This window comes from Cellulomonas sp. PSBB021 (assembly GCF_002240455.1).
Classification (GTDB): domain Bacteria; phylum Actinomycetota; class Actinomycetes; order Actinomycetales; family Cellulomonadaceae; genus Cellulomonas; species Cellulomonas uda.
The window spans coordinates 150921-172469 of the sequence record NZ_CP021430.1; the positions used below are offsets into that span (position 1 = coordinate 150921).

Below are 21549 nucleotides of genomic sequence, written 5' to 3' on the forward strand. Positions count from 1 at the left end.
CGAATCGCCCCCGCGCAACCCGTTCTCGGGCATCCGTCCGGCTCATCCGTCGAGGTGCCCGCGCAGCTCGACGACCTCGAAGGCGGGGGTCGTGGACGTGGTGAGGGCGTTGCCGTCGATCTCGCGCCACTTGTGCAGAGGGTCGACGTCCACCCGGTAGCGGCCCGTCCACGTCGTCGTGAGCGTGATCCGGGCCGTGCCCGGGTGGAAGTACGTGCTGAACACGTCGTGGTCGGGGTAGCGGTGGCCCTGTGACGTCGTGACCAACGGCGGCTGACCGTCGGCGAAGTCCCACGAGTACGACACGGGCGTCGCCTCGATGTCGACGCCGTAGCCCAGCAGATCGGTGCGCAGGTTCTGCACCTCGGCCTCGGTGTAGACGATCGTCTTCTTGTTCACGAGCACCGGGCCGCCGTCGGGCTGCATCCGCGCGGGCGCGGCCGGGATCGTCAGCCGCCGGAAGTCCTCCTGCGTCACGCGCGGGATCAGGTCCTCGGGGCAGTGCCAGCCGACCTGCTGGTGCCAGGTCTCCTCGGTGCGCAGGCGGCGCCAGATGGGCATGAGCGGTGCGCCGTCCTCGCACTGGGGCGGGTCGTGCTGGATGGCGGACCCGCCCCAGCACGCCTCGTTCGAGTCCTTGTCGATCTCGGGGAACCGGCTCCAGCACGGCAGGTCCCGCTTCCACACGTAGGGCCCCGCGTCCGGGTTGGACTCATAGGCACTCAGGCCCGCGGTGGCTGCACTCGCGGCGAGGAAGAAGTCACCGTCCTCGACGCCAGACTCGATGCCCGCGCTCGCGCTCGTCGCTGCTGCGAAGGAGAGCAGGAGCGCCGACCCCACCAGCGCGACGAGCCGGGCTGCCGCCGGTGCTCTCACGCGTGAGTCACCGACATCACGAGCCACGCGCCGTCGTACCACTTCAGGCCGACGTCGTACACCATGTTGTCGAGGCCAGGACTCTCGTCCACCACGGTCCCGTCCGGGGCGACATCACGCGTGGGGCTCTCGGAGAGCGTCACCGTGGCGTTGAAGGCGTTGCCGTAGATCTCGCCGGCCACCGCCGAATGCACGATGATCGCGCCGCCCTCCGTCTCGACGCCCGTCGCCTCGTACTCGCGAAACTTGTCGAGCGACCGGTTGCAGAACCCGCAGTCGTTGTACGAGAGCTCGTCGAACACCGTTGTGTCGTGCGTCGCTGCCGCGTAGGGGTACATCAGGATGAAGTAGCGGGCGACCTCGGCGGCTGCTTCATCGCTCGGCGGTCCGTCCAGGGCGTCCGGGCGAGGCGGGGGGACCGTCAGGTCGATCGACGAGAAGTCCTCCGCGCTGCTCGGGAGGGCGGTCGGCGTGGGCGTCGCCGACGGGGTGGGTGAGGCGCTCGCGGTCGGGGCGACCGTCGTCGGAACCGTGGCGGACGCGGTCGGTGCGGCCGTGCCGCCGCCCGTGCAGCCGGTGAGCGCGGCAGCCAGGGTGAGCGCGACCGCGCCGGACGCGAGCACGCGGCGGGCGGGGCGCGGGGTCGGAGGCGTCGTGGTCGTCGCAGTCGGGTGCACGGCCGTGAACATACCCAAACCGGACAGGCGGACGGGGGCGGTTCCACGAGGCTGTGGACAACCGTCCGAGCGCGCGGTGGGCGGGGAACGCGTGCGGGGAAAGGGTGCGGGAAAAGGTCGACGCCCCGTCCGGCGAGGGATGAGCCGGACGGGGCGTCGCGAGCGGGCGGGGCTCTACCGGCGGCCGGAGCCGCGGGAGCCCCCGGAGGTGGTCAGCCCTCCTGCCCGCTCTTGCGGCCTCGGACGTCCTCCAGCGACGTTCCGTAGTAGGCCGCAGTCATGATGTCCTTCATGTCGTCGATCATCGGCATCCGCGGGTTGGCGGGGGCGCACTGGTCCTCGTAGGCGCCCATGGCGACCTCGTCGAGGCGGGACATGAACTCCTGCTCGTCGACGCCCTGCGCCTGGAAGGACGACGGGATGCCGACCTTCGCACGCAGCGCCTCGACGGCCAGGGCGTAGGACTCGACGCCCTGCTGCGGCGTCGCCGCCGGCAGACCGAGCATCTGGGCGATCTGCTGGAACCGCTCGGGCGCGACGTAGCTCTCGTACTTGGGCCAGCTCGTGAGCTTCGTCGGGACCGTGCCGTTGTAGCGGATCACGTGGGGGAGCAGCGTGGCGTTCGTCCGGCCGTGCACCAGGTGGTACGTGGAGCCGATGACGTGCGCCATCGCGTGCACGATGCCCAGGAACGCGTTGCCGAACGCCATGCCGGCGATCGTCCCGGCGTTGTGCATCTTCTCGCGTGCGTCCTGCGTGGCCGGGTCGGTCGGGTCACCGTTCACCGACTGCGCGAGGTTGTCGAAGATGAGGCGGATGGCCTGCAGCGCCATGCCGTCGGTGAAGTCGTTCGCGTAGACCGCGACGAACGCCTCGGTGGCGTGCGTCAGGGCGTCGAAGCCCGAGTCGGCGGCGAGCGAGCGCGGCATCTTCGAGGTCAGGACCGGGTCGATGATCGCGACCGTGGGGGTCAGCGCGTAGTCCGCGAGCGGGTACTTCTTGCCCGCGTCGGGGTCGGAGATGACCGCGAACGGCGTGACCTCGGCGCCGGTGCCCGACGTGGTCGGGATGCACACGAGCTTGGCCATGTCGCCCAGGACGGGGAACTTGAACGCGCGCTTGCGGACGTCGAAGAACTTCTGCTTGAGGTCGGAGAAGACGATCTCCGGGTGCTCGTACAGCAGCCACATGACCTTCGCGGCGTCCATGGGCGAGCCGCCGCCGAGCGCGATGATCGTGTCCGGCTTGAAGTGCCGCATGTTCGCGGCGCCCTTCTGCACGGTGCGGACCGACGGCTCGGGCTCGACCTCGTCGATGATCTGGACCGCGACCTTGTTGGCGCGCCGGTTCAGCACGTCCAGGACCTTGTCGACGAACCCGAGGGTCGTCATGGTCGTGTCGGTGACGATGGTGACGCGCTCGACGTCGGCCATGTCGGCCAGGTAGCGGATCGCGTTGGGCTCGAAGTAGGTCTTCGCCGGGACCTTGAACCACTGCAGGTTGTTGTTCCGACGACCGACGCGCTTGACGTTGATGAGGTTCACCGCCGAGACGTTGTTGGACACCGAGTTGTGGCCGTAGGAGCCGCAGCCGAGGGTCAGCGAGGGGATGAAGGCGTTGTAGATGTCGCCGATGCCGCCGAGCGACGAGGGCGCGTTGCAGATGACGCGGATGGCCTTGACGCGCTTGCCGAACTCCACGGTCAGGGCGTCGTCACGCGTGTGGATCGCGGCCGAGTGGCCGAGGCCGTCGAACTCGACCATCTTCTCGGCGAGCGTGATGCCCTCCTCGGTGGAGTGCGCACGCAGCACCGCGAGGACGGGGCAGAGCTTCTCGCGGGTCAGCGGCTCGTCGGGGCCGACGCCCGAGACCTCGGCGAGGATGATCGACGTGTCCGCGGGGACCGTGAAGCCCGCCTGCTCGGCGATCCACACGGGCGACTTCCCGACGACCGCGGGGTTGAGCTTCGCGCCGGCGCAGTTCTCGCCGCCGGCCTCGACGCCGAAGATGAACTGCTCGAGCTTGGCCTTCTCGGCGGGCGTGGCGCGGTACGCGTGCAGCTTGGCGAACTCGACCATCGCGGCGTCGTAGATCTCGTCGTCCAGGATCGCGGCCTGCTCGGACGCACAGATCACGCCGTTGTCGAACGCCTTGCTCAGGACGATGTCGTTGATCGCGCGGGCGAGCTTGGCGCTCTTCTCGACGTACGCGGGGACGTTGCCGGCGCCGACGCCCAGGGCGGGCTTGCCGCACGAGTACGCGGCCTTGACCATCGCGTTGCCGCCGGTCGCGAGGATCGTCGCGACCCCCGGGTGGTTCATCAGCGCGCTCGTCGCGGTGAGCGACGGCGCCTCGACCCACTGGATGCAGTGCTCGGGCGCACCCGCGGCGACCGCCGCGTCGCGCACCACGCGGGCGGCGGCGATCGACGACTGCTGCGCGTTCGGGTGGAACGCGAAGATGATCGGGTTGCGCGTCTTGAGCGAGATGAGCGACTTGAAGATCGCGGTCGAGGTCGGGTTGGTGACCGGCGTGATGCCCGCGATGACGCCGACGGGCTCGGCGATCTCGGTGATCCCGTTGAGCTCGTCGACGTTGATGACGCCGACCGTCTTGAGGTTCGCCATCGAGTTCGTCACGTGCTCGCACGCGAAGATGTTCTTCACGGCCTTGTCCTCGAACACGCCGCGGCCGGTCTCGTCGACGGCGAGCTTCGCGAGCTGCCCGTGCTGGTCGAGCGCGGCGACCGCGCCCTTCTTGACGAAGCGGTCGACGTCCTCCTGCGTCATCGACTCGAACTCGGCGAGCGCCTTGGCGGCGTTCGCGACGAGCGCGTCGATCGCGGCGTGGACCTCCTCGTCGGACTGCACCGCGAGCGCCGGCGCCGGGGCGTCGGCCGGCTTGCGGCTCTTGGCAGGACGGGGCGTGCTGGTGGTCACGGAGACTCCCTGGTCGAGACGAAATTCGGTGAGAGGGGCGGGTGCTGGAGGCCCGTCCGAACCGATGACTCGACGCTAGGGAAGCCCTCGTCGGAAGTGGTGGGATGAAAGTCCCCCGAGGTCAGGAGGGTGCCGCCGAGTCGTGGGCGCCGCGGGCCCGAGGGGGACCTGGGTCCTGGTCCATCCCATTCGTCACCCCGGGTTCCTCACCCGGCTCCCGGTAAGGGGTCAGTCGCGCAGCCGCGAGACCCACGACGACGCGAGCGACTCCTCCTCGAGGTCGAGCTCGCGCATCATGCGGCGCATCACGGCCTCGTCGAGGTCGCCCGCGTCGCGGTGCGCCATGAGGACCTCGCGCTGCACGGCGATGACCTGGCGGCGGACGGTCTGCAGCCGCCGTCCGGCGGTGACGGACGTCGCCGCCTTGCCGCCGAGCAGCCCGAGCCCCCGCGCCGCCTCCGCCTGCACGCCCAGCTCCTCGGCGCTGCTCGGGTCGAGCATGACGGCCGCCGCGGTCGCGCGCGAGCGCCAGCCCTGCGACAGCCGCTCGACCACCTCCGCCGCGCGCTCGTCGCCCATGGTGGACGCGAGCCGGGGCTGCTGCGCCTCGAAGTAGCGCTGCACCGCGTCCGCGGTCGCGACGCGCATCGCGGCCTCCTGACGCGCGTCGTCGGCCGCCTCCTGCGCGGAGCCGACGCCCAGGCGGCTGATGAGCCACGGCAGCGACGGGCCCTGCAGCAGGAGCGTGCCGAGCGCGACCGTGTACGCCGCGAGCTGGATGGTCGCGCGGTGGTCGAACGGCGCGCCGCCCATGGTCGCCGGGATCGCCGCCGCGGCGGCGAGTGTGACCACGCCACGCATCCCCGCCCACGACACGACGGCCGACTCGCGGGCGGTGAGCGCGTCGTTCTCCGGCCGGTGCGAGCCGGGCAGCCGCACGTTGTCGAACCACGCGGTCGAGAAGATGTACACCGGCCGCACCAGCACGGTGACCGCCAGCACGACGAGCGACACGGTGAGCCCGTGCGCGAAGCCCTGGTCGGAGTCCACGACGTCGCGGATCACCCACGGCAGCTGCATGCCGATCAGCGCGAACGTGAAGGACTCGAGCACGAGGTCGAGCGTCGACCAGATCGGCTCCTCGAACAGGCGCGTCGCGAACCCCGCGCGCGGCGAGGTGTGCCCGAGGTAGAGGCCCGCGGCGACGACCGCGAGGACACCCGAGCCGTGCACGGCCTCCGCGCCCCAGTACGCCGCGAACGGCGTGAGGATCCCGATCGCGGACGCGACGACCGCGTCGTCGAGGTGCGTGCGCACGAGGTGCACGACCACCCCGAGGGCGAGGCCGACGCCGACGCCCGCGAGGACGGCCAGCGTGAACGTCCACAGCCCCGCGCCGAGGGCCCACGCACCGCTCGCGACGCCCGCGAGCGCCACCTTGTAGAGGGTCAGCGAGGTCGCGTCGTTGATGAGGCTCTCGCCCGAGAGCAGGGTCATGACGCGCCGCGGCAGCCCGAGCCGCCGGCCGACCGCTGCCGCGGCGACCGCGTCGGGCGGTGCGACGACCGCGCCCAGCACGAGCGCCGCCGCGAACGGCACGTCGTCGAGCACGCAGAACACCGCCGCGACCGCGAGCGCGGTGACGAGCACCAGCCCGACGCCGAGCCGTGTGATCGAGTTCAGCGACGCCCGGAAGTCGCGGTACGACGACGACAGCGCGGCGGAGTAGAGCAGCGGCGGCAGCACGAACTCGAGCAGCAGCTCCGGGTTCACCTCGTAGCGGGGGACGCCCGGGACGAGCGAGACGAGCAGCGCGACCGTGACGACGACGAGCGGCGCCGGCCACCCGCGACGGCGGCTCACCGCCGCGACGAGCACGGCCGCGGCTGCCAGGACGAAGACCTCGACGTGGTGCATGACGCTCCCGTGGTCGCCCGCAAGGATGCTCCGGCACCGACCCTAGCCGTGCCGGTGCGCACGGCCATCGAACGGCGACCGGCGTGCCCTCCGAAGGGCTTCGGGCGCCGGCTTGAGCGTCGATGGTCACCGGGACCCGCGGTCGGCCCCCGACCTTTCAACGATCCCGAGTCCCACGACGCGACAGGCTCGACACACACGGAGCGTCCGTCACGTTTCGAGATCGCCGTCCCATCTGCGCCGATATGGTCCCGGAGATGGGTGTCGACTGCTAACTTTGCTGCCGCTCCCGCTGCGGCGGCTGAACACCCGAGACCACATATTCGCGGGGGTGAGCAATGCAGCCTGTGGTCGACCTGCAAGGGACGTCCTTCGGCTATCGGCGATCGGTGATCCTCGACGACGTGTCGTTCACGGTCGACCGAGGTGAGTCCGTGGCGGTCGTCGGGCCGTCCGGGAGCGGGAAGAGCACGCTCGCCGCGATCGTCGCGACGTTGCTGCGGCCGCAGTCCGGAACGGTCAGGATCGACGGGACGGACGTGCTGACACTGCGTTCGTCGAGGCTGGCGGCGTTCCGTCGGGCGACCATCGGTGTGATCTTCCAGCAAGCCGAGCTGGTCCCGACGATGACCGCGGTCGAGAACGTCGCCCTGCCCGCGATGCTCGACGGACTGGACCGGGCCGCTGCTGAACGACGCGCGCGCGAGCTGCTCGACGAGGTGCAGCTCGGTGAGACCGACACGCCGGCCGGCGACCTCTCCGGTGGCGAGGCACAGCGCGTGGGCATCGCGCGAGCGCTCGTCGGCTCACCCGCGCTCGTCGTCGCGGACGAGCCGACCGCGTCGCTCGACGGCCGCACCAAGTCGGTGGTCGCCGACCTGCTGTACTCGCGGCTGGAGGCTCACGGCGCCGGGCTCCTGATCGTGTCGCACGACCCCGAGGTCGCGTCCCGCGCCGACCGGGTGCTGCGGCTCGAGGACCGCCGGCTCACGGCCCAGCTCGCCGAGGTGCACTAGGGCGTGTCTCCCAACCCCCGCGAAGGTCTGGTCACTGGTCGGAGAGCATCAGCGGTGTGACGGCTCAACCTCCTCGCGCTCTTCGTCGAATCTGCCCCGTTGGGTCATGACCCCGAGAGCCTCGCGCGCGATCGGTGCGATGCGCTTTGGCCACCCGCTGGCAGCGACCTCACGCTCGGTGGTGAGGTTTGCCGTGGCCTTGAGGGCCGCCAGCATCTCGTCGAGAACGAGTTCGATCCTTGTGACTTCCTCCTGGGTGTAGGTCGACAGTCCTCGCCAGTCGTGTGGCAGGTCGTCGTCGACGTAATCGAAGAAGTGGTTGAAGTACTCGTTCACGCCGACGGCGTAGAGACCCGCATCGCCATCGGCGAGGACCTCGAGGACCTCGATCGCCCTGTTGCGCACCCGCTGGTCCACCAGTCGCTCGGAAGGTGCCTCGTCCACGTGACGATCATGGTGCAAGCCCCGACTCGTGTGGTGAGCGGTCTCCGTATTCAGCCGACGGATGTACGCAACCACGTCACGATCGCGGCGAGAACGGCGCCAGCCCGATAGACGACGGCGTGCTTGTCGTAGCGGGTGGCCAGGCCGCGCCACTGCTTGAGCAGGTTGAAGGATCGCTCGACGACGTTGCGCCGCCTGTAGACCTCGCGGTCGAACTTCGGCGGACGCCCACCATTCGCGCCGCGTCGCTTGCGGTTGGCCTGCTGGTCGGACGGTTCAGGGATCACGGCCCGGATCCCGCGCCGACGCAGCATGACCCGGTTCGCTCGTGACGAGTACGCCTTGTCCCCGAGCACCACGTCCGGCGTGGTGCGCGGGCGGCCCGCACCGAGGCGCGGCACCCAGAGGTCCGCCAGCACCAGCTCCAGCGCTCGCCCGTCGTGCGACTGGCCGGGAGTGATGACGACGGCGAGCGGGCGCCCGCGACCGTCGACCGCGTGGTGGACCTTGCTCGTCAACCCGCCACGGGAGCGACCTATGCCGTGACCTGCGGGTTCACTGTGGACGACCGAGCGACCCTGCGTCTTGTGATTCGACGCCGCCCCCTGTGTCGTGCTCTGGGCGGGTCGTGTTCGTCGCGTGCTGGTGGGCGCGGTTGATCGTGGAGTCCACCGAGACCGTCCAGTCAATCTCACCTGCGGCATCGGCCTCGGCCGTCAGGTGCGCCAGGATGCGGTCCCAGGTCCCGTCGTCGGCGAACTTCTTGTGCCGCTTCCACACCGTCTGCCATGGTCCGAAGGCGTCCCGCGGCAGGTCTCGCCACGGGATCCCGGTCCGGTACCGGTAGGCGATGCCTTCGACGATGGTGCGGTGGTCACCGAACGGGCGACCCACCTTGCCCGCGTTCGACGGCAGCAACGGCTCGATCCGCTCCCACTGCACGTCCGTAAAGACCTGGAACCGACTCACGCCCGAGAGCCTGCCGCCCAGTTCGCCGCAGAGTTGGGAGACACGCCCTAGTGCCCGGCATCGTGCAGGCGTTGCGCACCGGGGACGCGGTCGACACCGTCTGGCGGGTCGGCATCGGTGTGGCGGCGGCGCTAGCCGTGCTCGTGCTCTACCTGTTCCCCGCGGTGCACCACGAGTACGACGCCCGGCTCGCGCGGGACGCCGCACGGGCCCCTGTGTTCGTCGCCGAGGGCGCGACAGCCGCCCACGACGTCATCGGGTACTGGGGCGCGAGGGACGACAGCCTGGGCGGCGAGCCGGTCGCGGTCGCCCTGCTCCTGCGCCACGGGACCCCGGCGCAGCCCCCGCCGGGGGTGGGTCGGTGGCCGGGACCCGGGGAGGTGTTCGCGTCTCCCGGGCTGCTGGCGGTCGACGGGGCACGGGAGCTCGCGGCGCGGTACGGCAGCGTCGTCGGCGAGATCGACCGCGCCGTGCTGGCGGACCCGCGCGAGAAGGTGCTGTACGCGGGCGTGGATCCCGCCACCCTCGAGGAGCCGTCCTACTGGCTGCCGGTCGTCGGGTTCGGCCTGCACGTCGACCCCGCGCGGGGCGACAACGGGTACTTCGGGTCGACCATGTACCAGTCCGGCCGCTCGGGTGCCTTGAGCCTCGTGCTCGTGTTCGCACTGGCGCCGGTCCTGGTGCTCCTGGTGGTCCTCGCCCGGGTCGGAGGGGAACGACGGGATGCGACCGTCGCGCTGCTCGTCGCGCTCGGTGCCTCGCGAGCACAGCTGCGCGGTGCCTTGTGGCGCACGGTGCGTGTGCCGATGGGAGCCGGGGCGCTGGTCGCCGTGCTGGCCGCACTCGTGCTCGACCGGGTCAGCTGGACCGTGCCGTACACGGGGTACGCGATGTCGCCGTCACCCGACCTACGCCAGGCGGTGTCGCTCGTCGTGAGCGCCGCCCTCGGCGTCATGCTCACGTGGGCTGCCGTGCTCGTCTCGACGCGACCCCGCCGGACGGCGTTCGCGTCCCCCCGGCCGGTGCGGGCGGGCCGACGCGTCACCGCGCGTCCCGTTCTCGCTCTCCTCGCGGTGCTCGCAGCGGTGAACTGGCTCTATGCCCTGGTCAACCCGACGAACCCCACCACGGGAACGATCGTCCTGTTCGTCGGGGTGCTCCTGTGCGTCCTGCTCATCGGTCCGGTCACCGCGAGCGTCCTGACCGCGATCGCGGCCGCCGTGACGTCCGCCGCGCGCCGCGGCAGACGTCCCGTGCGGATGCTCGTCGGACGTGAGCTCGCGTCGATGGCGCGGCCCGCGGTCCGAGCCACGATCTTCATGGGCGTCGTCGCGCTGACCGCGACGTTCGCGACGGTCCTGTCCACCACGCCAGGCGACTTCCTGCGGCAGGTCATCGCCGCGAGCGACGCCAACGCGGGCCGGTCGGTGACGTTCACGACGGCGGACACCGCGCGGTGGCTGCCCGAGGTCGAGCAGGCACTGCCCGCCGGGCAGCACCTGGTGGGCCTGCAGACGGACCCCGTCGCAGGCACCAGGGTCCTCACCGCGTCCTGCGAGGCGCAGTCGGCCCTGCTCGGACGCTGTGCCGGGGACGAGCAGACACCTCTCGGCGCGTTCGCGGGCGGCGACGTGCCGGTCGTGCTGCGGGTCTGGGGGATGGGTCCGGAGACGCTCGTCAGGACCGGTACGCCGCAGGCCGGTGAGGTCCTCGTCGTCAGCGAGGACGAGAGTGCGGTCGACACCACTGCACTGGCGGGTGCCATGCGCCCGTTGGTCAGCCCGCCGCCCTTGATCACGGAGCCGGAGCAGACCTGGGTGGTGGGTGCGACGGTCGCGATCCGGCAGGCGCGCTGGATCGTCGTGCTCGGGGGCGTCGCCGGGTTGTTCGCCGTGACGATGGGGTGCGCGTCGCTGGTCGCGGAGCTCGCGCGCACGAGGCGTCGGCACCGGGTGTTCGCGGTGTACGCGGGCGGCCTGCACCGGCACCTCGGGCTCGGTCTCGGGCTCGTGGGGGTTCCGCTGCTCATCGGCGCGGTCATCGGCTCGGCCACCGCGTTCGCCGCTAGCTGGAATGCGATCCAGTACGGCAGTGCGTCGACGTCATCGGTCGGCCCACTCCTGGGGGTGCTGCTGGCCACCGGCCTCGGGGCGGCGGCGGCCGTGACCCTCGGGTCGGCCTGGGCGACCTTGCGCAGGGACGTCGCGCGGCGCGGCTCGGGCTGACCGAGGAGGAGGACGCTCGCGCTAGTCGATGCGGACCGTGGGTGCGCCGTCGTCGTGCGCCAGCAGACCCCACGGCACCGGCTCCTTGCCTGCCTCGTGACACGCGCGCACGTACGCGCGGTGCAGCTGGTCGCGGTCCGCACCCGGGACCCAGGACACGGAGTGTCCAGCGTGAGCAGCGCGAGGTCGTTCGTCTCGTCGACCGACGGGCGCGTCACGGGACGCGCCCGCGCACCCGCCCCCGCGTCGAGCACCACGTCGATGAGGTCGTGGCCCGCGGTCCGGTCGAGCGCGCGCTTGACCACGTGGTGGCACGTCAGGACCTTGCCGGGCGCGACGACGAAGCCGGTCCCCGACAGCTCGCCGCCGACGTTGATGCGGACGGTCGCCTTGGCGAGCAGGTCCGACAGCTCGTCGGTCACGGCCCACCGTCCGCGGCCGGCGGCGCCTTCCACAGCAGCCGGACGCCGAACGTGGCGGTCGCGCCGCCCTTGACGAGCAGTGACGTGAGCCGTCCCGCCTCGACCGCGACGTCGACGCCGAACGTCACCTCCGCCTCGTCGGGCCGTGCCCGGCGCAGCGCCTCCGTCATGGACCGTGCGACGCGCGCCACGGAGTCCGCGAGGTCGTCGAAGGACAGGACGTCGGACAGTGCGGAGACGTCCTCCTCACGGTCGTCCTGCCGGGCGATCTCGACCATGACGAGCGGCGCGCCCGGCTCCACCTCGGTGCTGACGATCCGCGTCATCGCTCCGCCCCCTGGGAGACCAGAGAAAAGGGACTTCTCGGACACGGTAGCGCCGTCCGCCCGGTGTGGCACGGGTGAGAAGCCTCGGGTGGCGCCGCGCACGGCCCGAGGGGCGATACACCCGGTCTCGCGGCCCGTCGCCGGGCTAGGTTCGCCGACCGGGGCCCGAGCAGGGCCCGAGCAGGGCCCGAGCGGGGGCCGGCAGCGGACGAGGGGGAGACGGATGGCGCAGGGGGCACGCGGGGTCGCGTTGGTGACGGGAGCTGCCGGGGGCATCGGGTCGGCCGTCGTGAGCGCTCTGCGGGCGCGCGGGTACACGGTCGTGGGGACCGACCGGGCCCCGCGCGACGACGTGCGGGTGCTCGACATCACGGACGGCGACGCCGTCGCGGAGTTCGTCGCGCGGGTCGAGGACGACGAGGGTCCGGTCGAGGTGCTCGTCAACGCCGCCGGCCTGCTGCGCACGGCTCCGGCACTGGCCGACGACGACGACCTCGTGGCGCTGGTCGCGGTCAACGTCCTCGGCACCGCGACGCTCACGCGCGCCGTGGTGCGACGCATGGTCGCGCGCGGGCGTGGGTCGGTGGTGACGGTCGCGTCCAACGCGGCGCGCGTGCCCCGCACGGGCATGGCCGCGTACGGCGCGTCGAAGGCCGCGCTCACGGCGTGGACGAAGTCGCTCGGGCTCGAGGTGGCCGAGCACGGCGTGCGCTGCAACGTCGTGCACCCGGGCACCACGCGCACACCGATGCTCGGCGACCTCGGGGACACCGAGCAGGTCGTCGCGGCCGCGATCGCCGGCACGCCCGAGGCCTACAAGGTGGGCATCCCGCTGCGCCGGGTCGCGGAGCCGGAGGACGTGGCGGCGGCGGTCGCCTTCCTCGCGTCCGACGAGGCGCGCCACCTCACGATGCACGAGCTCTACGTGGACGGCGGGGCGTCGCTGCGCTGACCCACCCGCGGAGCCGCGGACGCCGGCCGCGTGGCGCGCCGGTCAGCGGGGCAGCGCGAGCGCCGTGACCAGCAGATCGTCACCGACGGCCCAGCGGCCGCGCAGCTCGTCGACCCCGAGACCGGGCTTCAGCAGCCGGACGACGAACGTGTCGTCCTCGAGGTGCACGCGCACGTCCTCGAACCCGAGCCAGACGCCCGTGATCGGCGACCACACCTTGTAGGCCGACTCCTTGGCGCTGAACAGCACGCGGTCGGCGCACAGCGCCGGGTCGAGCTCGGCGAGCGGGGCACGCTCGGACTCGTCGAGCACGAGGTCCGCGACCTCGGGCGGCAGCGGAGCGCGCGGCTCGGCGTCGATGCCGAGTCCCGCCCAGGAGCCCGCGCGCGCGACGGCCGCGGCACGGTAGCCCGCGCAGTGCGTCATGCTCCCGACGACGCCCTGCGGCCACACCGGGGCGCGGTTCGGTGCGCTCGGCACCGCGAGCGTCGTGACGCCCAGCCGGCTCAGCGCCTCGCGCGCGCACCCGCGCACGGCCGCGTACTCCGCCCGACGAGCGGGCACGGCCTGGGCGACCGCGCGCTCCTCGTCGGCGAACAGCGGGACGGTCACCGGCGGGCCGTGCCGTTCGGTGACCTCGACCCCCGGGGGCAGCAGGTCGGCGAGCACGGCCTCACTGTGCCCGAGACACCTGTGTCCCCGCCGACGCGTCCACGCCCGCGCGGGTGCGGTCGCGCCAGACGACGACGGCCCGTGACCGAGGTGGTCACGGGCCGTCGAATGCCGGTGCGCCCGAAAGGATTCGAACCTTCGACCTTCTGCTCCGGAGGCAGACGCTCTATCCGCTGAGCTACGGGCGCGAGACGCGCGAACGCATCGGCCAGCGAGCCTACCAGCCCGCCACCCCAACGCCCGCCACCCCAACGCCCGTCACCCCAGAGCCCGCCACCTCAGCGCCCGCCACCTCAGCGCCCGCCACCTCAGCGCCCGCCACCTCGGCGCCCGCCACCCCCAGCGCCCGCGACCCCGCGCTTCCTCCGGCTCTGGGCGGGGATACCCGGAGGAACCGCGGGGTCGTCGGGGTGGACGGGGTGGTCAGGGTCAGGACTCGCCGAGGAGGGCGGACAGGTACGCCGTCGTCTCGGCGACGGCCTTGGCGCTGTCGCCCGCGACGATCGCCTCGACCAGCGCGTCGTGCGCGGTCTGGCCGTGGTAGTCGGTGACGAAGTTGAACCGGATGTTCTCGCCGATGGCGTCGATGAGGTTCTCGTACAGCGACGCGAGCACGGGGTTGGCCGCGGCGCGCACGATCGTGGTGTGCAGCGCGAGGTCGGTCGCGACCATCGCGTCGAGGTCGCCCGAGACGTACGCGGCGGCGCGCTCGTCGCGGCGGTCGAGCAGCGTGCTGGCGTCGAGCGCCGTGCGGCGACGCGAGGCGAGGCGGGCGGCCTCGACCTCGAGCGCGCGGCGCACCTCGACGACGTCGCGCTGGCGGGCCTCGGCGATCTGCCGGCCCATGCTCGCGGCGAGCTCGGACGACGAGAGCACGTACGTCCCCGAACCCTGACGCCGCTCGAGCAGACCGGCGTGCACCAGCGACTGCACGGCCTCGCGCACGGTGTTGCGACCGACCCCCAGCAGCCCGACGAGCTGCGGCTCGGGCGGGATGCGGGAGCCGACGGGCCACTCGCCGCTCGTGATGCGCGCGCGTAGCTCCTGTACGGTCGAATCGATCAGACCGGTCCGTCGCGTCATCGGGACAGGACTCCGTGAACAGGCATGCGGTGCAGTCAACACGAGCCGGGTGTCTGCGTGCCAGGGGTGTCCGTCGCGCCGACCGTCCCATCCTGCCGATTCACCCTGCGGAGTGTCGTGACGCCTGGTTCGCCCCCTCCGGCTCCCTGGCGCGGGCGGCTCGTGGTGCTCCTGGGCGTCGTGCTCGTGGCGCTGAACCTGCGCATCGCGGTGGCGGCGGTCTCACCGATCCTGGACGCGGTGAGGGAGGACGTCGACCTGTCGCCCGCCCAGGTGGGGGTGCTCGGCACCGTGCCGCTGCTGTCCTTCGCGGTGTTCGGCTCGCTCGCGTCGCCGCTGGGCCGGCGCCTCGGCCTGGAGCCGACGGTCGTGCTCGCGCTCGCGCTGTCGACCGTGGGGGAGGTGGCGCGAGCGCTGTCGTCGTCGGCGCCCGCGTTCCTGGCGTGGTCGGTGCTCGCGCTCGCGGGCATGGGGATGGGGAACGTGCTGCTGCCGCCGCTCGTGAAGCGGTACTTCCCGGACCGCATCGGCGTGGTCACCGCGGCGTACGCGGTGATGCTGTCCGTGAGCACGGCCGTCCCGCCGCTCGTGGCGCTGCCGTTCGCGCGCGCCGCCGGGTGGCGGTGGGCCGTGGGGGCGTGGGCGCTGCTCGGAGTGGTCGCCGCGGTGCCGTGGCTGGTCGTGATCGTCCGCTCGGTCGCGGCGCGCGCGCACGTGCGTGAGATCCTGCGCCGCGTGGGCGGGGGAGCGCGGGCGCGTGGCACGGACCCGCGCGTCGCCCCCGGCGGCGCACCCGGCGACGCGCGCCTGGTGTGGCGCTCGCCCCTCGCATGGGCGATGGCCGTGACGTTCGCGGTGAACTCGCTCGGCACGTACACGGTGTTCGCGTGGCTGCCGGAGATGCTCGCGGACCTCGGGCTCGGCACGGAGGCGGGCGGGCGGTGGCTCGCGCTGTTCGCGATCCTCGGGCTGCCCGCCTCGCTCGTCGTCCCCGTGCTGACCGCGCGCATGCGCTCGCCGTTCCCGCTGGTGGCCGGCTTCGTCGCGAGCTGGGCGGTCGGCTACCTGGGACTCCTGCTGGCCCCCGCGCACGGCACGGTCGTCTGGATGGTGCTGCTCGGGCTCGGCACGAGCTCGTTCCCCGTGCTGCTGGCGCTGATCGGCCTGCGCACGGCGACGCCGGGCCTCGCGGTCGTGCTGTCGGGGATGGTGCAGGGCGTGGGGTACGCGCTCGCGGCGCTCGGGCCTGTCTCGATCGGCCTGGTGTACGAGGCCACGGGTGGCTGGGACGCGCCGATCCTCGTGCTGCTGGGGCTGCTCGTCGTGCTGCTCGTGGCGGGGTGGCGGGCGTGCCGCCCCGAGGTGCTGGGGCACGTCGAGCCCGGGCCGCCGACGACGGACGTCCGCGAAAGGGCGTCGCGCGGTTCCCCTACCCTGGAGCGGTGACTCCCGACCAGCTCTCGCAGGCCATCGCGGCCGCCCTCGCGGCGGCCGTCGCCGACGGCACGTTCGCCCTCGACCCCGCCGACCTCCCGGCGACCGTCCACGTCGAGCGACCCCGTCAGCGAGAGCACGGCGACTGGGCGACGAACGTCGCGCTGCAGCTCGCGAAGAAGGCCGGCTCGAACCCCCGCGCGTTCGCCGAGGAGCTCGCGCGCCGTCTGACCAGCACCGACGGCGTCGCGTCCGTCGAGGTGGCGGGACCCGGCTTCCTCAACATCCGGCTCGACGCGGCGGCGGCCGGCGAGCTCGCGCGCAGCATCGTCGAGCAGGGCGCCTCGTACGGCACCAACACGGCCGAGGCGGGGCACCGCGTGAACCTCGAGTTCGTGTCCGCGAACCCGACCGGCCCGCTGCACATCGGCGGTGTGCGCTGGGCGGCCGTGGGCGACAGCCTCGCGCGTGTGCTGCAGGCGGCCGGCGCCGAGGTCACCCGCGAGTACTACTTCAACGACCACGGCGCGCAGATCGACCGGTTCGCGCGCTCGCTGCTGGCGCGCGCCCGCGGCGAGGAGGCGCCCGAGGACGGCTACGGCGGGCAGTACATCGCGGACATCGCGGAGCAGGTGACGGCCCAGGCCGTCGCGGCGGGCGAGCCGGACCCGGCCACGCTCGGCGACGACGAGGCGCTCGAGGCGTTCCGCGCGCGCGGCGTCGACCTGATGTTCGACGAGATCAAGAAGTCGCTGCACGACTTCGGCGTGGACTTCGACGTCTACTTCCACGAGGACTCGCTGCACGAGTCCGGTGCGGTCGACCGCGCGGTCGCGCGCCTGCGCGAGCTGGGTCACGTGTTCGAGCAGGACGGCGCGACGTGGCTGCGGACCACCGAGCTCGGCGACGACAAGGACCGCGTCGTCATCAAGTCCGACGGCGAGGCCGCGTACATCGCGGGTGACATCGCGTACTACCTCGACAAGCGCGAGCGCGGGTTCGACCGCGTGGTGATGATGCTCGGCGCGGACCACCACGGGTACGTGGGCCGCATGAAGGCCGTCGCGGCGGCGTTCGGCGACGACCCGGACGTCAACCTCGAGATCCTCATCGGCCAGCTCGTGAACCTCGTCAAGGACGGCGCCCCGGTGCGCATGTCGAAGCGCGCGGGCACGGTCGTGACGATCGACGACCTGGTCGACGCGGTGGGCGTGGACGCCGCGCGATACGCGCTCGCGCGCTCGTCGACGGACTCGGCGATCGACCTGGACCTCGACCTGCTCGCCAAGGCCACCAACGAGAACCCGGTCTTCTACGTGCAGTACGCGCACGCGCGCACCGCGGCGATCGGGCGCAACGCGGCGGAGGCCGGCGTGCGCCGCGAGGACGGGTTCGACGCGAGCGTGCTCGACCACGAGACCGAGGCGGTGCTGCTGGGCCACCTGGCGCAGCTGCCGCGCGTGGTCGCGCAGGCCGCGAACCTGCGCGAGCCGCACCGGGTGGCGCGCTACCTGGAGGAGCTCGCGGGCGGGTTCCACAAGTGGTACGACGCGAAGCGCTACGTCCTGCCGCAGGGCGACGAGCCCGTCACGGACACCCACCGCACGCGCCTGTGGCTGGTCGACGCGACGCGGCAGGTGCTCGCGAACGGCCTGGGTCTGCTCGGCGTGAGCGCGCCGGAGCGGATGTGACGACGAGCATCCCGGGCGAGCCCTGGTCGACGGGCGTCGCACGGGACAGCTCGGGCGCGCTCGTCGTCGGCGGGGTGCCGGTGGCGCGGCTCGCGCAGGAGGTGGGCACGCCCGCGTACGTGCTCGACGAGGCGGACCTGCGCGCGCGTGCCGCGGGGTACCGCCGCGCGTTCGAGACCGCGTTCGCAGAGGTGGGCGCGGGGGTCGACGTCTACTACGCGGGCAAGGCGTTCCTGTCGGTCGCCGTGGCGCGGTGGGTGCACGACGAGGGCCTGCGCGTGGACACCGCGTCGGGCGGCGAGCTCGCGGTCGCGCTGCGCGCGGGAGTCCCGGGCGCGCACCTCGGGCTGCACGGCAACAACAAGTCCGACGACGAGCTCGCGCTCGCGCTGGACCACGGCGTGGGCCGGGTCATCGTGGACTCGCTCGTCGAGGTGGAGCGGCTCGCGGCGCTGGTGCGGTCCCGCGGGGGCGACCCGGCGCCGGTGATGGTGCGCGTGACGACGGGGGTGCACGCGGGCGGGCACGAGTACATCTCGACCGCGCACGAGGACCAGAAGTTCGGTTTGTCGGTCACGGCGCGCGACGGCCAGGACAGCCCGGCGATGACTGCGCTGCGCGCGGTGCTCGACCACCCGGAGCTGCGCCTGCTGGGCATCCACTCGCACATCGGGTCGCAGATCCTCGACCCGTCGGGGTTCGAGGTCGCCGCGCGCGTGGTGCTCGAGCTGCGCGCGCAGCTCGCGCACCGCACGGGCGTGCTGGTCGAGGAGGTCGACCTGGGGGGCGGGTACGGCATCGCGTACCTGCCCGGCGAGGTCGCGCTCGACCCGGACCGCATCGCGAAGGACGTGGCGGCCTCGGTCGCGGCTGCGGCCGCGGACCTCGCCACCCCGCTGCCGCGGTTCTCGATCGAGCCGGGGCGCGCGGTCGTCGGGCCGGCGGGGCTCACGCTCTACACGGTCGGGACCGTGAAGCCGGTGCGCGTGGACGACGAGACCGAGCGCCTGTACGTGTCCGTCGACGGCGGGATGAGCGACAACATCCGTCCCGCGCTGTACGGCGCGCGGTACCACGCGGAGGTCGTCGGGCGGCTGTCGTCGGCGCCCTCGGTGCTGGCGCGGGTCGTCGGGAAGCACTGCGAGTCGGGTGACGTCGTCGTGCACGAGGTGCAGCTGCCGGGCGACGTGCGCGCGGGGGACCTGCTGGCGGTCGCGGCGACGGGTGCGTACGGCCGGTCGATGGCGTCGAACTACAACCTGCTGACGCGGCCGCCGGTCGTGGCGGTGCGTGAGGGCGCGGTGCGCACGCTGCTGCGGCGCGAGACGGTCGACGACCTGCTGGCGCTCGACCAGGGCTGACCGGCCGCGCTGGACATGTGCCCAAGGACCCTTCCGGAGGGTAGGTGAGAGTCGCGTCCTGCCGACCGGACGTCCCGGACGGCCCACCACGCGTGCGCCCTATCCTGTGCCCAGTCCCCGACGAGAGCACCGGAGGTCGTGTGCCCGCCCCCCTGAAGGTCGCCCTGCTCGGCTGTGGTGTCGTCGGCACCGAGGTGGCCCACCGCCTGGTCACGCACGCCGACGAGCTCGCCGCGCGCGTCGGCGCGCCGCTCGAGATCGTCGGCATCGCCGTGCGGGACGCGGCATCGCCGCGCGAGGGCGTCACGGGCACCTCGCTGGAGCCGCTGCTCACCACGGACGCGTCGGCGCTCGTGCGCGGTGCGGACGCCGTCGTCGAGGTCATGGGCGGCATCGAGCCCGCGCGCACCCTGATCCTGCAGGCGATCGAGGCGGGCGCGTCGGTGGTCACGGCCAACAAGGCGCTGCTCGCGTCCGACGGCCCGACGCTCTACAAGGCGGCCGACGCGGCGGGCGTGGACCTGTACTTCGAGGCCGCCGTCGCGGGCGCGATCCCGATCGTCCGGCCGGTGCGCGAGTCGCTCGCGGGCGACCAGGTGCAGCGCGTCCTCGGCATCGTCAACGGCACGACGAACTACGTGCTCGACCGCATGGCCACCGACGGGCTCGAGCTCGAGCAGGCCGTCAAGGAGGCGCAGGCGCTCGGCTACGCGGAGGCGGACCCGACGGCCGACGTCGAGGGTTACGACGCGGCGGCCAAGGCCGCGATCCTCGCCTCGCTCGCGTTCCACACGCGGGTGTCGCTCGACGACGTCGCGCGCGAGGGCATCACGGGCGTCACCGCCGCCGACGTCGCGTGGGCGCAGCGGACCGGCCACGCGATCAAGCTGCTCGCGATCGCGGAGCGCAACGTCCGCGACGACGTCGCGGGCATCCAGGTGCGCGTGCACCCGGCGCTCGTGCCGCTGGAGCACCCGCTCGCGGGCGTGCGCGGCGCGTTCAACGCGGTGTTCGTCGAGGCGGAGGCGGCCGGCGAGCTCATGTTCTACGGCCGGGGCGCGGGCGGCGCGCCCACCTCGTCGGCGGTCCTCGGCGACCTGGTCTCGGTCGCGCGCCACCGTGTGCTCGGCGGGCGCGGGCCGGTCGAGTCGTCGTACGCCGACCTGCCGGTGCTGCCGGCGGAGGCGGCGTGCACCCGGTTCCAGGTGCGGCTCGACGTCGACGACCGCCCGGGCGTGCTCGCGCAGGTCGCGCACGTCCTCGCGGAGCACGACGTCTCGATCGAGGCCGTGCGGCAGTCGGCGGACGCGGGTGCCGCCACGGGCGTCGCCCGCCTGCTGATCACCACGCACACCGCGCGCGAGAGCGCGCTCGCGGCCACCGTGGCCGCGCTCACCGACCTCGACGTCGTGCGTGACGTCGTGTCCGTCCTGCGAGTCGAAGGAGCCTGATGGCCCACCAGTGGCGCGGCGTGATCGCCGAGTACGCCGACCGCCTGCCCGAGCACCTGACGACGCACCCGGTCACCCTCGACGAGGGCGGCACGCCGCTCATCGCGGCACCCGCGCTGAGCGAACGCACCGGTGCCGACGTGCACGTGAAGTTCGAGGGCATGAACCCCACGGGCTCGTTCAAGGACCGCGGCATGACGACCGCGATCTCGGCGGCGGCCGCGCGGGGTGCGAAGGCGGTGGTCTGCGCGTCGACGGGCAACACCTCGGCGTCGGCCGCGGCGTACGCGACGCGCGCGGGCATGCTCTGCGCGGTGCTCGTGCCGGACGGCAAGATCGCGATGGGCAAGCTGAGCCAGGCGATCGCGCACGGAGCGACGCTCCTGCAGGTCGACGGCAACTTCGACGACTGCCTGATCGCGGCGCGCAAGCTCGCCGAGGCGTACCCGGTCGAGCTGGTGAACTCGGTGAACCCCGACCGCATCCAGGGTCAGAAGACCGCGGCGTTCGAGATCGTCGACGCCCTGGGCGACGCCCCGGACATCCACGTGCTGCCGGTCGGCAACGCGGGCAACATCACGGCGTACTGGAAGGGCTTCCGCGAGTACGCGGGGCTCGACGACGGTGCGGCGCACGGTGCCGTCGCGTCGCGCACCCCGGTGATGTGGGGGTTCCAGGCGGCGGGCGCCGCCCCGATCGTCCTGGGGCACCCCGTGTCGGAGCCCGAGACGATCGCGACCGCCATCCGCATCGGCAACCCGGCGTCGTGGCAGCAGGCCGAGCAGGCGCGCGACGTCTCGGGCGGTCTCATCGAGTCGGTGACCGACGAGGAGATCCTGCGCGCGCACCGCGTCCTGTCCGCCGAGGTCGGCGTGTTCGTCGAGCCCGCATCTGCCGCGGGTGTCGCGGGGCTGCTGCGCCTGTCCGACGAGGGGCGCGTGCCAGCCGGTGCGCGCATCACCATCACGGTCACGGGCCACGGCCTCAAGGACCCGCAGTGGGCCCTGCGCCGGCCCGACGGCGGCGAGGTCACCCCGGTGCGCGTGCCCGCGGACGTCGTGTCCATCGCGGACGCGCTCGGCCTGGGCTGAGGC

At 72.8% G+C, this 21549-nt stretch carries 18 protein-coding genes, 1 tRNA gene and 1 pseudogene; 8 read left to right on the forward strand and 12 right to left on the reverse strand.

The window, feature by feature from the left end; translation table 11 throughout:
- Positions 1-42: 42 nt before the first annotated feature.
- The 4 genes from CBP52_RS00700 to CBP52_RS00715 all read right to left on the reverse strand — a co-directional run bounded on the left by CBP52_RS00700 (position 43) and on the right by CBP52_RS00715 (position 6409).
- Positions 43-876: a hypothetical protein gene (locus CBP52_RS00700; RefSeq protein WP_157732455.1), complete on the reverse strand. Its 834-nt coding sequence runs from the start codon at positions 874-876 to the stop codon at positions 43-45.
- Positions 873-1553 carry a DUF6318 family protein gene (locus CBP52_RS00705; protein ID WP_157732456.1) on the reverse strand — a complete coding sequence of 227 codons (681 nt, stop codon included), beginning with the start codon at positions 1551-1553 and terminating at the stop codon, positions 873-875. Before CBP52_RS00705 ends, CBP52_RS00700 begins: the two co-directional genes overlap by 4 nt.
- 212 nt (positions 1554-1765) lie before the next feature.
- Positions 1766-4492: a bifunctional acetaldehyde-CoA/alcohol dehydrogenase gene (gene adhE, locus CBP52_RS00710; protein ID WP_094179407.1), complete on the reverse strand. Its 2727-nt coding sequence runs from the start codon at positions 4490-4492 to the stop codon at positions 1766-1768.
- 228 nt (positions 4493-4720) lie between these two features.
- The gene (locus CBP52_RS00715; RefSeq protein WP_094179408.1) at positions 4721-6409 is read right to left on the reverse strand and encodes a sodium:proton antiporter; all 1689 of its coding nucleotides are present in this window, start codon (positions 6407-6409) and stop codon (positions 4721-4723) included.
- Between the two features lie 389 nt (positions 6410-6798).
- Between CBP52_RS00715 and CBP52_RS00720 the strand changes: the two genes are divergently transcribed.
- On the forward strand, positions 6799-7425 hold the full coding sequence (locus tag CBP52_RS00720) for an ABC transporter ATP-binding protein (protein WP_198303507.1): 627 nt from the start codon (positions 6799-6801) through the stop codon (positions 7423-7425).
- A gap of 48 nt (positions 7426-7473) precedes the next feature.
- On the opposite strand, the gene CBP52_RS00725 is transcribed toward CBP52_RS00720, so the two are convergent.
- Positions 7474-7869 carry a hypothetical protein gene (locus CBP52_RS00725; protein ID WP_094179410.1) on the reverse strand — a complete coding sequence of 132 codons (396 nt, stop codon included), beginning with the start codon at positions 7867-7869 and terminating at the stop codon, positions 7474-7476.
- A gap of 50 nt (positions 7870-7919) precedes the next feature.
- Positions 7920-8838 (reverse strand): IS5 family transposase gene (locus CBP52_RS00730; protein WP_369826240.1). Its coding sequence is split into 2 segments (ribosomal slippage): positions 7920-8474 and positions 8476-8838, totalling 918 coding nucleotides; the frame shifts between segments, so codons are not numbered across the junction.
- 50 nt (positions 8839-8888) lie between these two features.
- On the opposite strand from CBP52_RS00730, the gene CBP52_RS18065 reads away from it, so the two are divergent.
- Positions 8889-11063 (forward strand): hypothetical protein, encoded by a 2175-nt coding sequence (locus CBP52_RS18065; RefSeq protein WP_157732457.1) that lies wholly within the window; start codon positions 8889-8891, stop codon positions 11061-11063.
- 21 nt (positions 11064-11084) lie between these two features.
- Here CBP52_RS18065 and CBP52_RS18070 read toward each other — a convergent pair whose 3' ends face one another.
- The 3 genes and pseudogenes from CBP52_RS18070 to CBP52_RS00740 form a co-directional block, all read right to left on the reverse strand.
- Positions 11085-11222: a hypothetical protein gene (locus CBP52_RS18070; RefSeq protein WP_157732458.1), complete on the reverse strand. Its 138-nt coding sequence runs from the start codon at positions 11220-11222 to the stop codon at positions 11085-11087.
- Positions 11168-11518 (reverse strand): annotated as a pseudogene (locus CBP52_RS18625) (trypsin-like peptidase domain-containing protein); the annotation flags it as partial. The pseudogene CBP52_RS18625 and the gene CBP52_RS18070, both read right to left, overlap by 55 nt.
- The gene (locus tag CBP52_RS00740) at positions 11482-11811 is read right to left on the reverse strand and encodes a CU044_2847 family protein (RefSeq protein WP_094179411.1); all 330 of its coding nucleotides are present in this window, start codon (positions 11809-11811) and stop codon (positions 11482-11484) included. The gene CBP52_RS00740 and the pseudogene CBP52_RS18625, both read right to left, overlap by 37 nt.
- Positions 11812-12034: 223 nt before the next feature.
- On the opposite strand from CBP52_RS00740, the gene CBP52_RS00745 reads away from it, so the two are divergent.
- Positions 12035-12763 (forward strand): SDR family oxidoreductase, encoded by a 729-nt coding sequence (locus CBP52_RS00745; protein ID WP_094179412.1) that lies wholly within the window; start codon positions 12035-12037, stop codon positions 12761-12763.
- A 42-nt stretch (positions 12764-12805) separates the two neighbouring features.
- On the opposite strand, the gene CBP52_RS00750 is transcribed toward CBP52_RS00745, so the two are convergent.
- The 3 genes from CBP52_RS00750 to CBP52_RS00760 all read right to left on the reverse strand — a co-directional run bounded on the left by CBP52_RS00750 (position 12806) and on the right by CBP52_RS00760 (position 14518).
- The gene (locus CBP52_RS00750; protein ID WP_094179413.1) at positions 12806-13432 is read right to left on the reverse strand and encodes a 4'-phosphopantetheinyl transferase; all 627 of its coding nucleotides are present in this window, start codon (positions 13430-13432) and stop codon (positions 12806-12808) included.
- Between the two features lie 118 nt (positions 13433-13550).
- A tRNA-Arg gene (locus CBP52_RS00755) sits at positions 13551-13623 on the reverse strand.
- 241 nt (positions 13624-13864) lie between these two features.
- A complete protein-coding gene (locus CBP52_RS00760; protein WP_094179414.1) occupies positions 13865-14518 on the reverse strand; it encodes a FadR/GntR family transcriptional regulator in 654 nt (217 codons plus the stop codon).
- A gap of 117 nt (positions 14519-14635) precedes the next feature.
- Between CBP52_RS00760 and CBP52_RS00765 the strand changes: the two genes are divergently transcribed.
- The 5 genes from CBP52_RS00765 (at position 14636) to thrC (ending at position 21546) form a co-directional block, all read left to right on the forward strand.
- On the forward strand, positions 14636-15964 hold the full coding sequence (locus tag CBP52_RS00765; protein ID WP_232514592.1) for an MFS transporter: 1329 nt from the start codon (positions 14636-14638) through the stop codon (positions 15962-15964).
- On the forward strand, positions 15961-17643 hold the full coding sequence (gene argS / locus CBP52_RS00770; RefSeq protein ID WP_094179416.1) for an arginine--tRNA ligase: 1683 nt from the start codon (positions 15961-15963) through the stop codon (positions 17641-17643). Before CBP52_RS00765 ends, argS begins: the two co-directional genes overlap by 4 nt.
- Positions 17640-19004 carry a diaminopimelate decarboxylase gene (lysA, locus tag CBP52_RS00775; RefSeq protein ID WP_094179417.1) on the forward strand — a complete coding sequence of 455 codons (1365 nt, stop codon included), beginning with the start codon at positions 17640-17642 and terminating at the stop codon, positions 19002-19004. Before argS ends, lysA begins: the two co-directional genes overlap by 4 nt.
- Before the next feature lie 140 nt (positions 19005-19144).
- Complete coding sequence (locus CBP52_RS00780) at positions 19145-20455, forward strand: homoserine dehydrogenase (RefSeq protein WP_094179418.1); 1311 nt, start codon at positions 19145-19147, stop codon at positions 20453-20455.
- The gene (gene thrC / locus CBP52_RS00785) at positions 20455-21546 is read left to right on the forward strand and encodes a threonine synthase (protein ID WP_094179419.1); all 1092 of its coding nucleotides are present in this window, start codon (positions 20455-20457) and stop codon (positions 21544-21546) included. The genes CBP52_RS00780 and thrC overlap by 1 nt, the downstream gene beginning before the upstream one ends.
- Positions 21547-21549 lie beyond the last annotated feature (3 nt).

Bases quoted from the DNA above. Each gene is read 5' to 3' on its own strand.
- CBP52_RS00745 (WP_094179412.1), top strand. From the start codon at position 12,035: ATGGCGCAGGGGGCACGCGGGGTCGCGTTGGTGACGGGAGCTGCCGGG.
- CBP52_RS00760 (WP_094179414.1), bottom strand. From the start codon at position 14,518: ATGACGCGACGGACCGGTCTGATCGATTCGACCGTACAGGAGCTACGC.
- CBP52_RS00715 (WP_094179408.1), bottom strand. From the start codon at position 6,409: ATGCACCACGTCGAGGTCTTCGTCCTGGCAGCCGCGGCCGTGCTCGTC.
- thrC (WP_094179419.1), top strand. From the start codon at position 20,455: ATGGCCCACCAGTGGCGCGGCGTGATCGCCGAGTACGCCGACCGCCTG.
- CBP52_RS00740 (WP_094179411.1), bottom strand. From the start codon at position 11,811: ATGACGCGGATCGTCAGCACCGAGGTGGAGCCGGGCGCGCCGCTCGTC.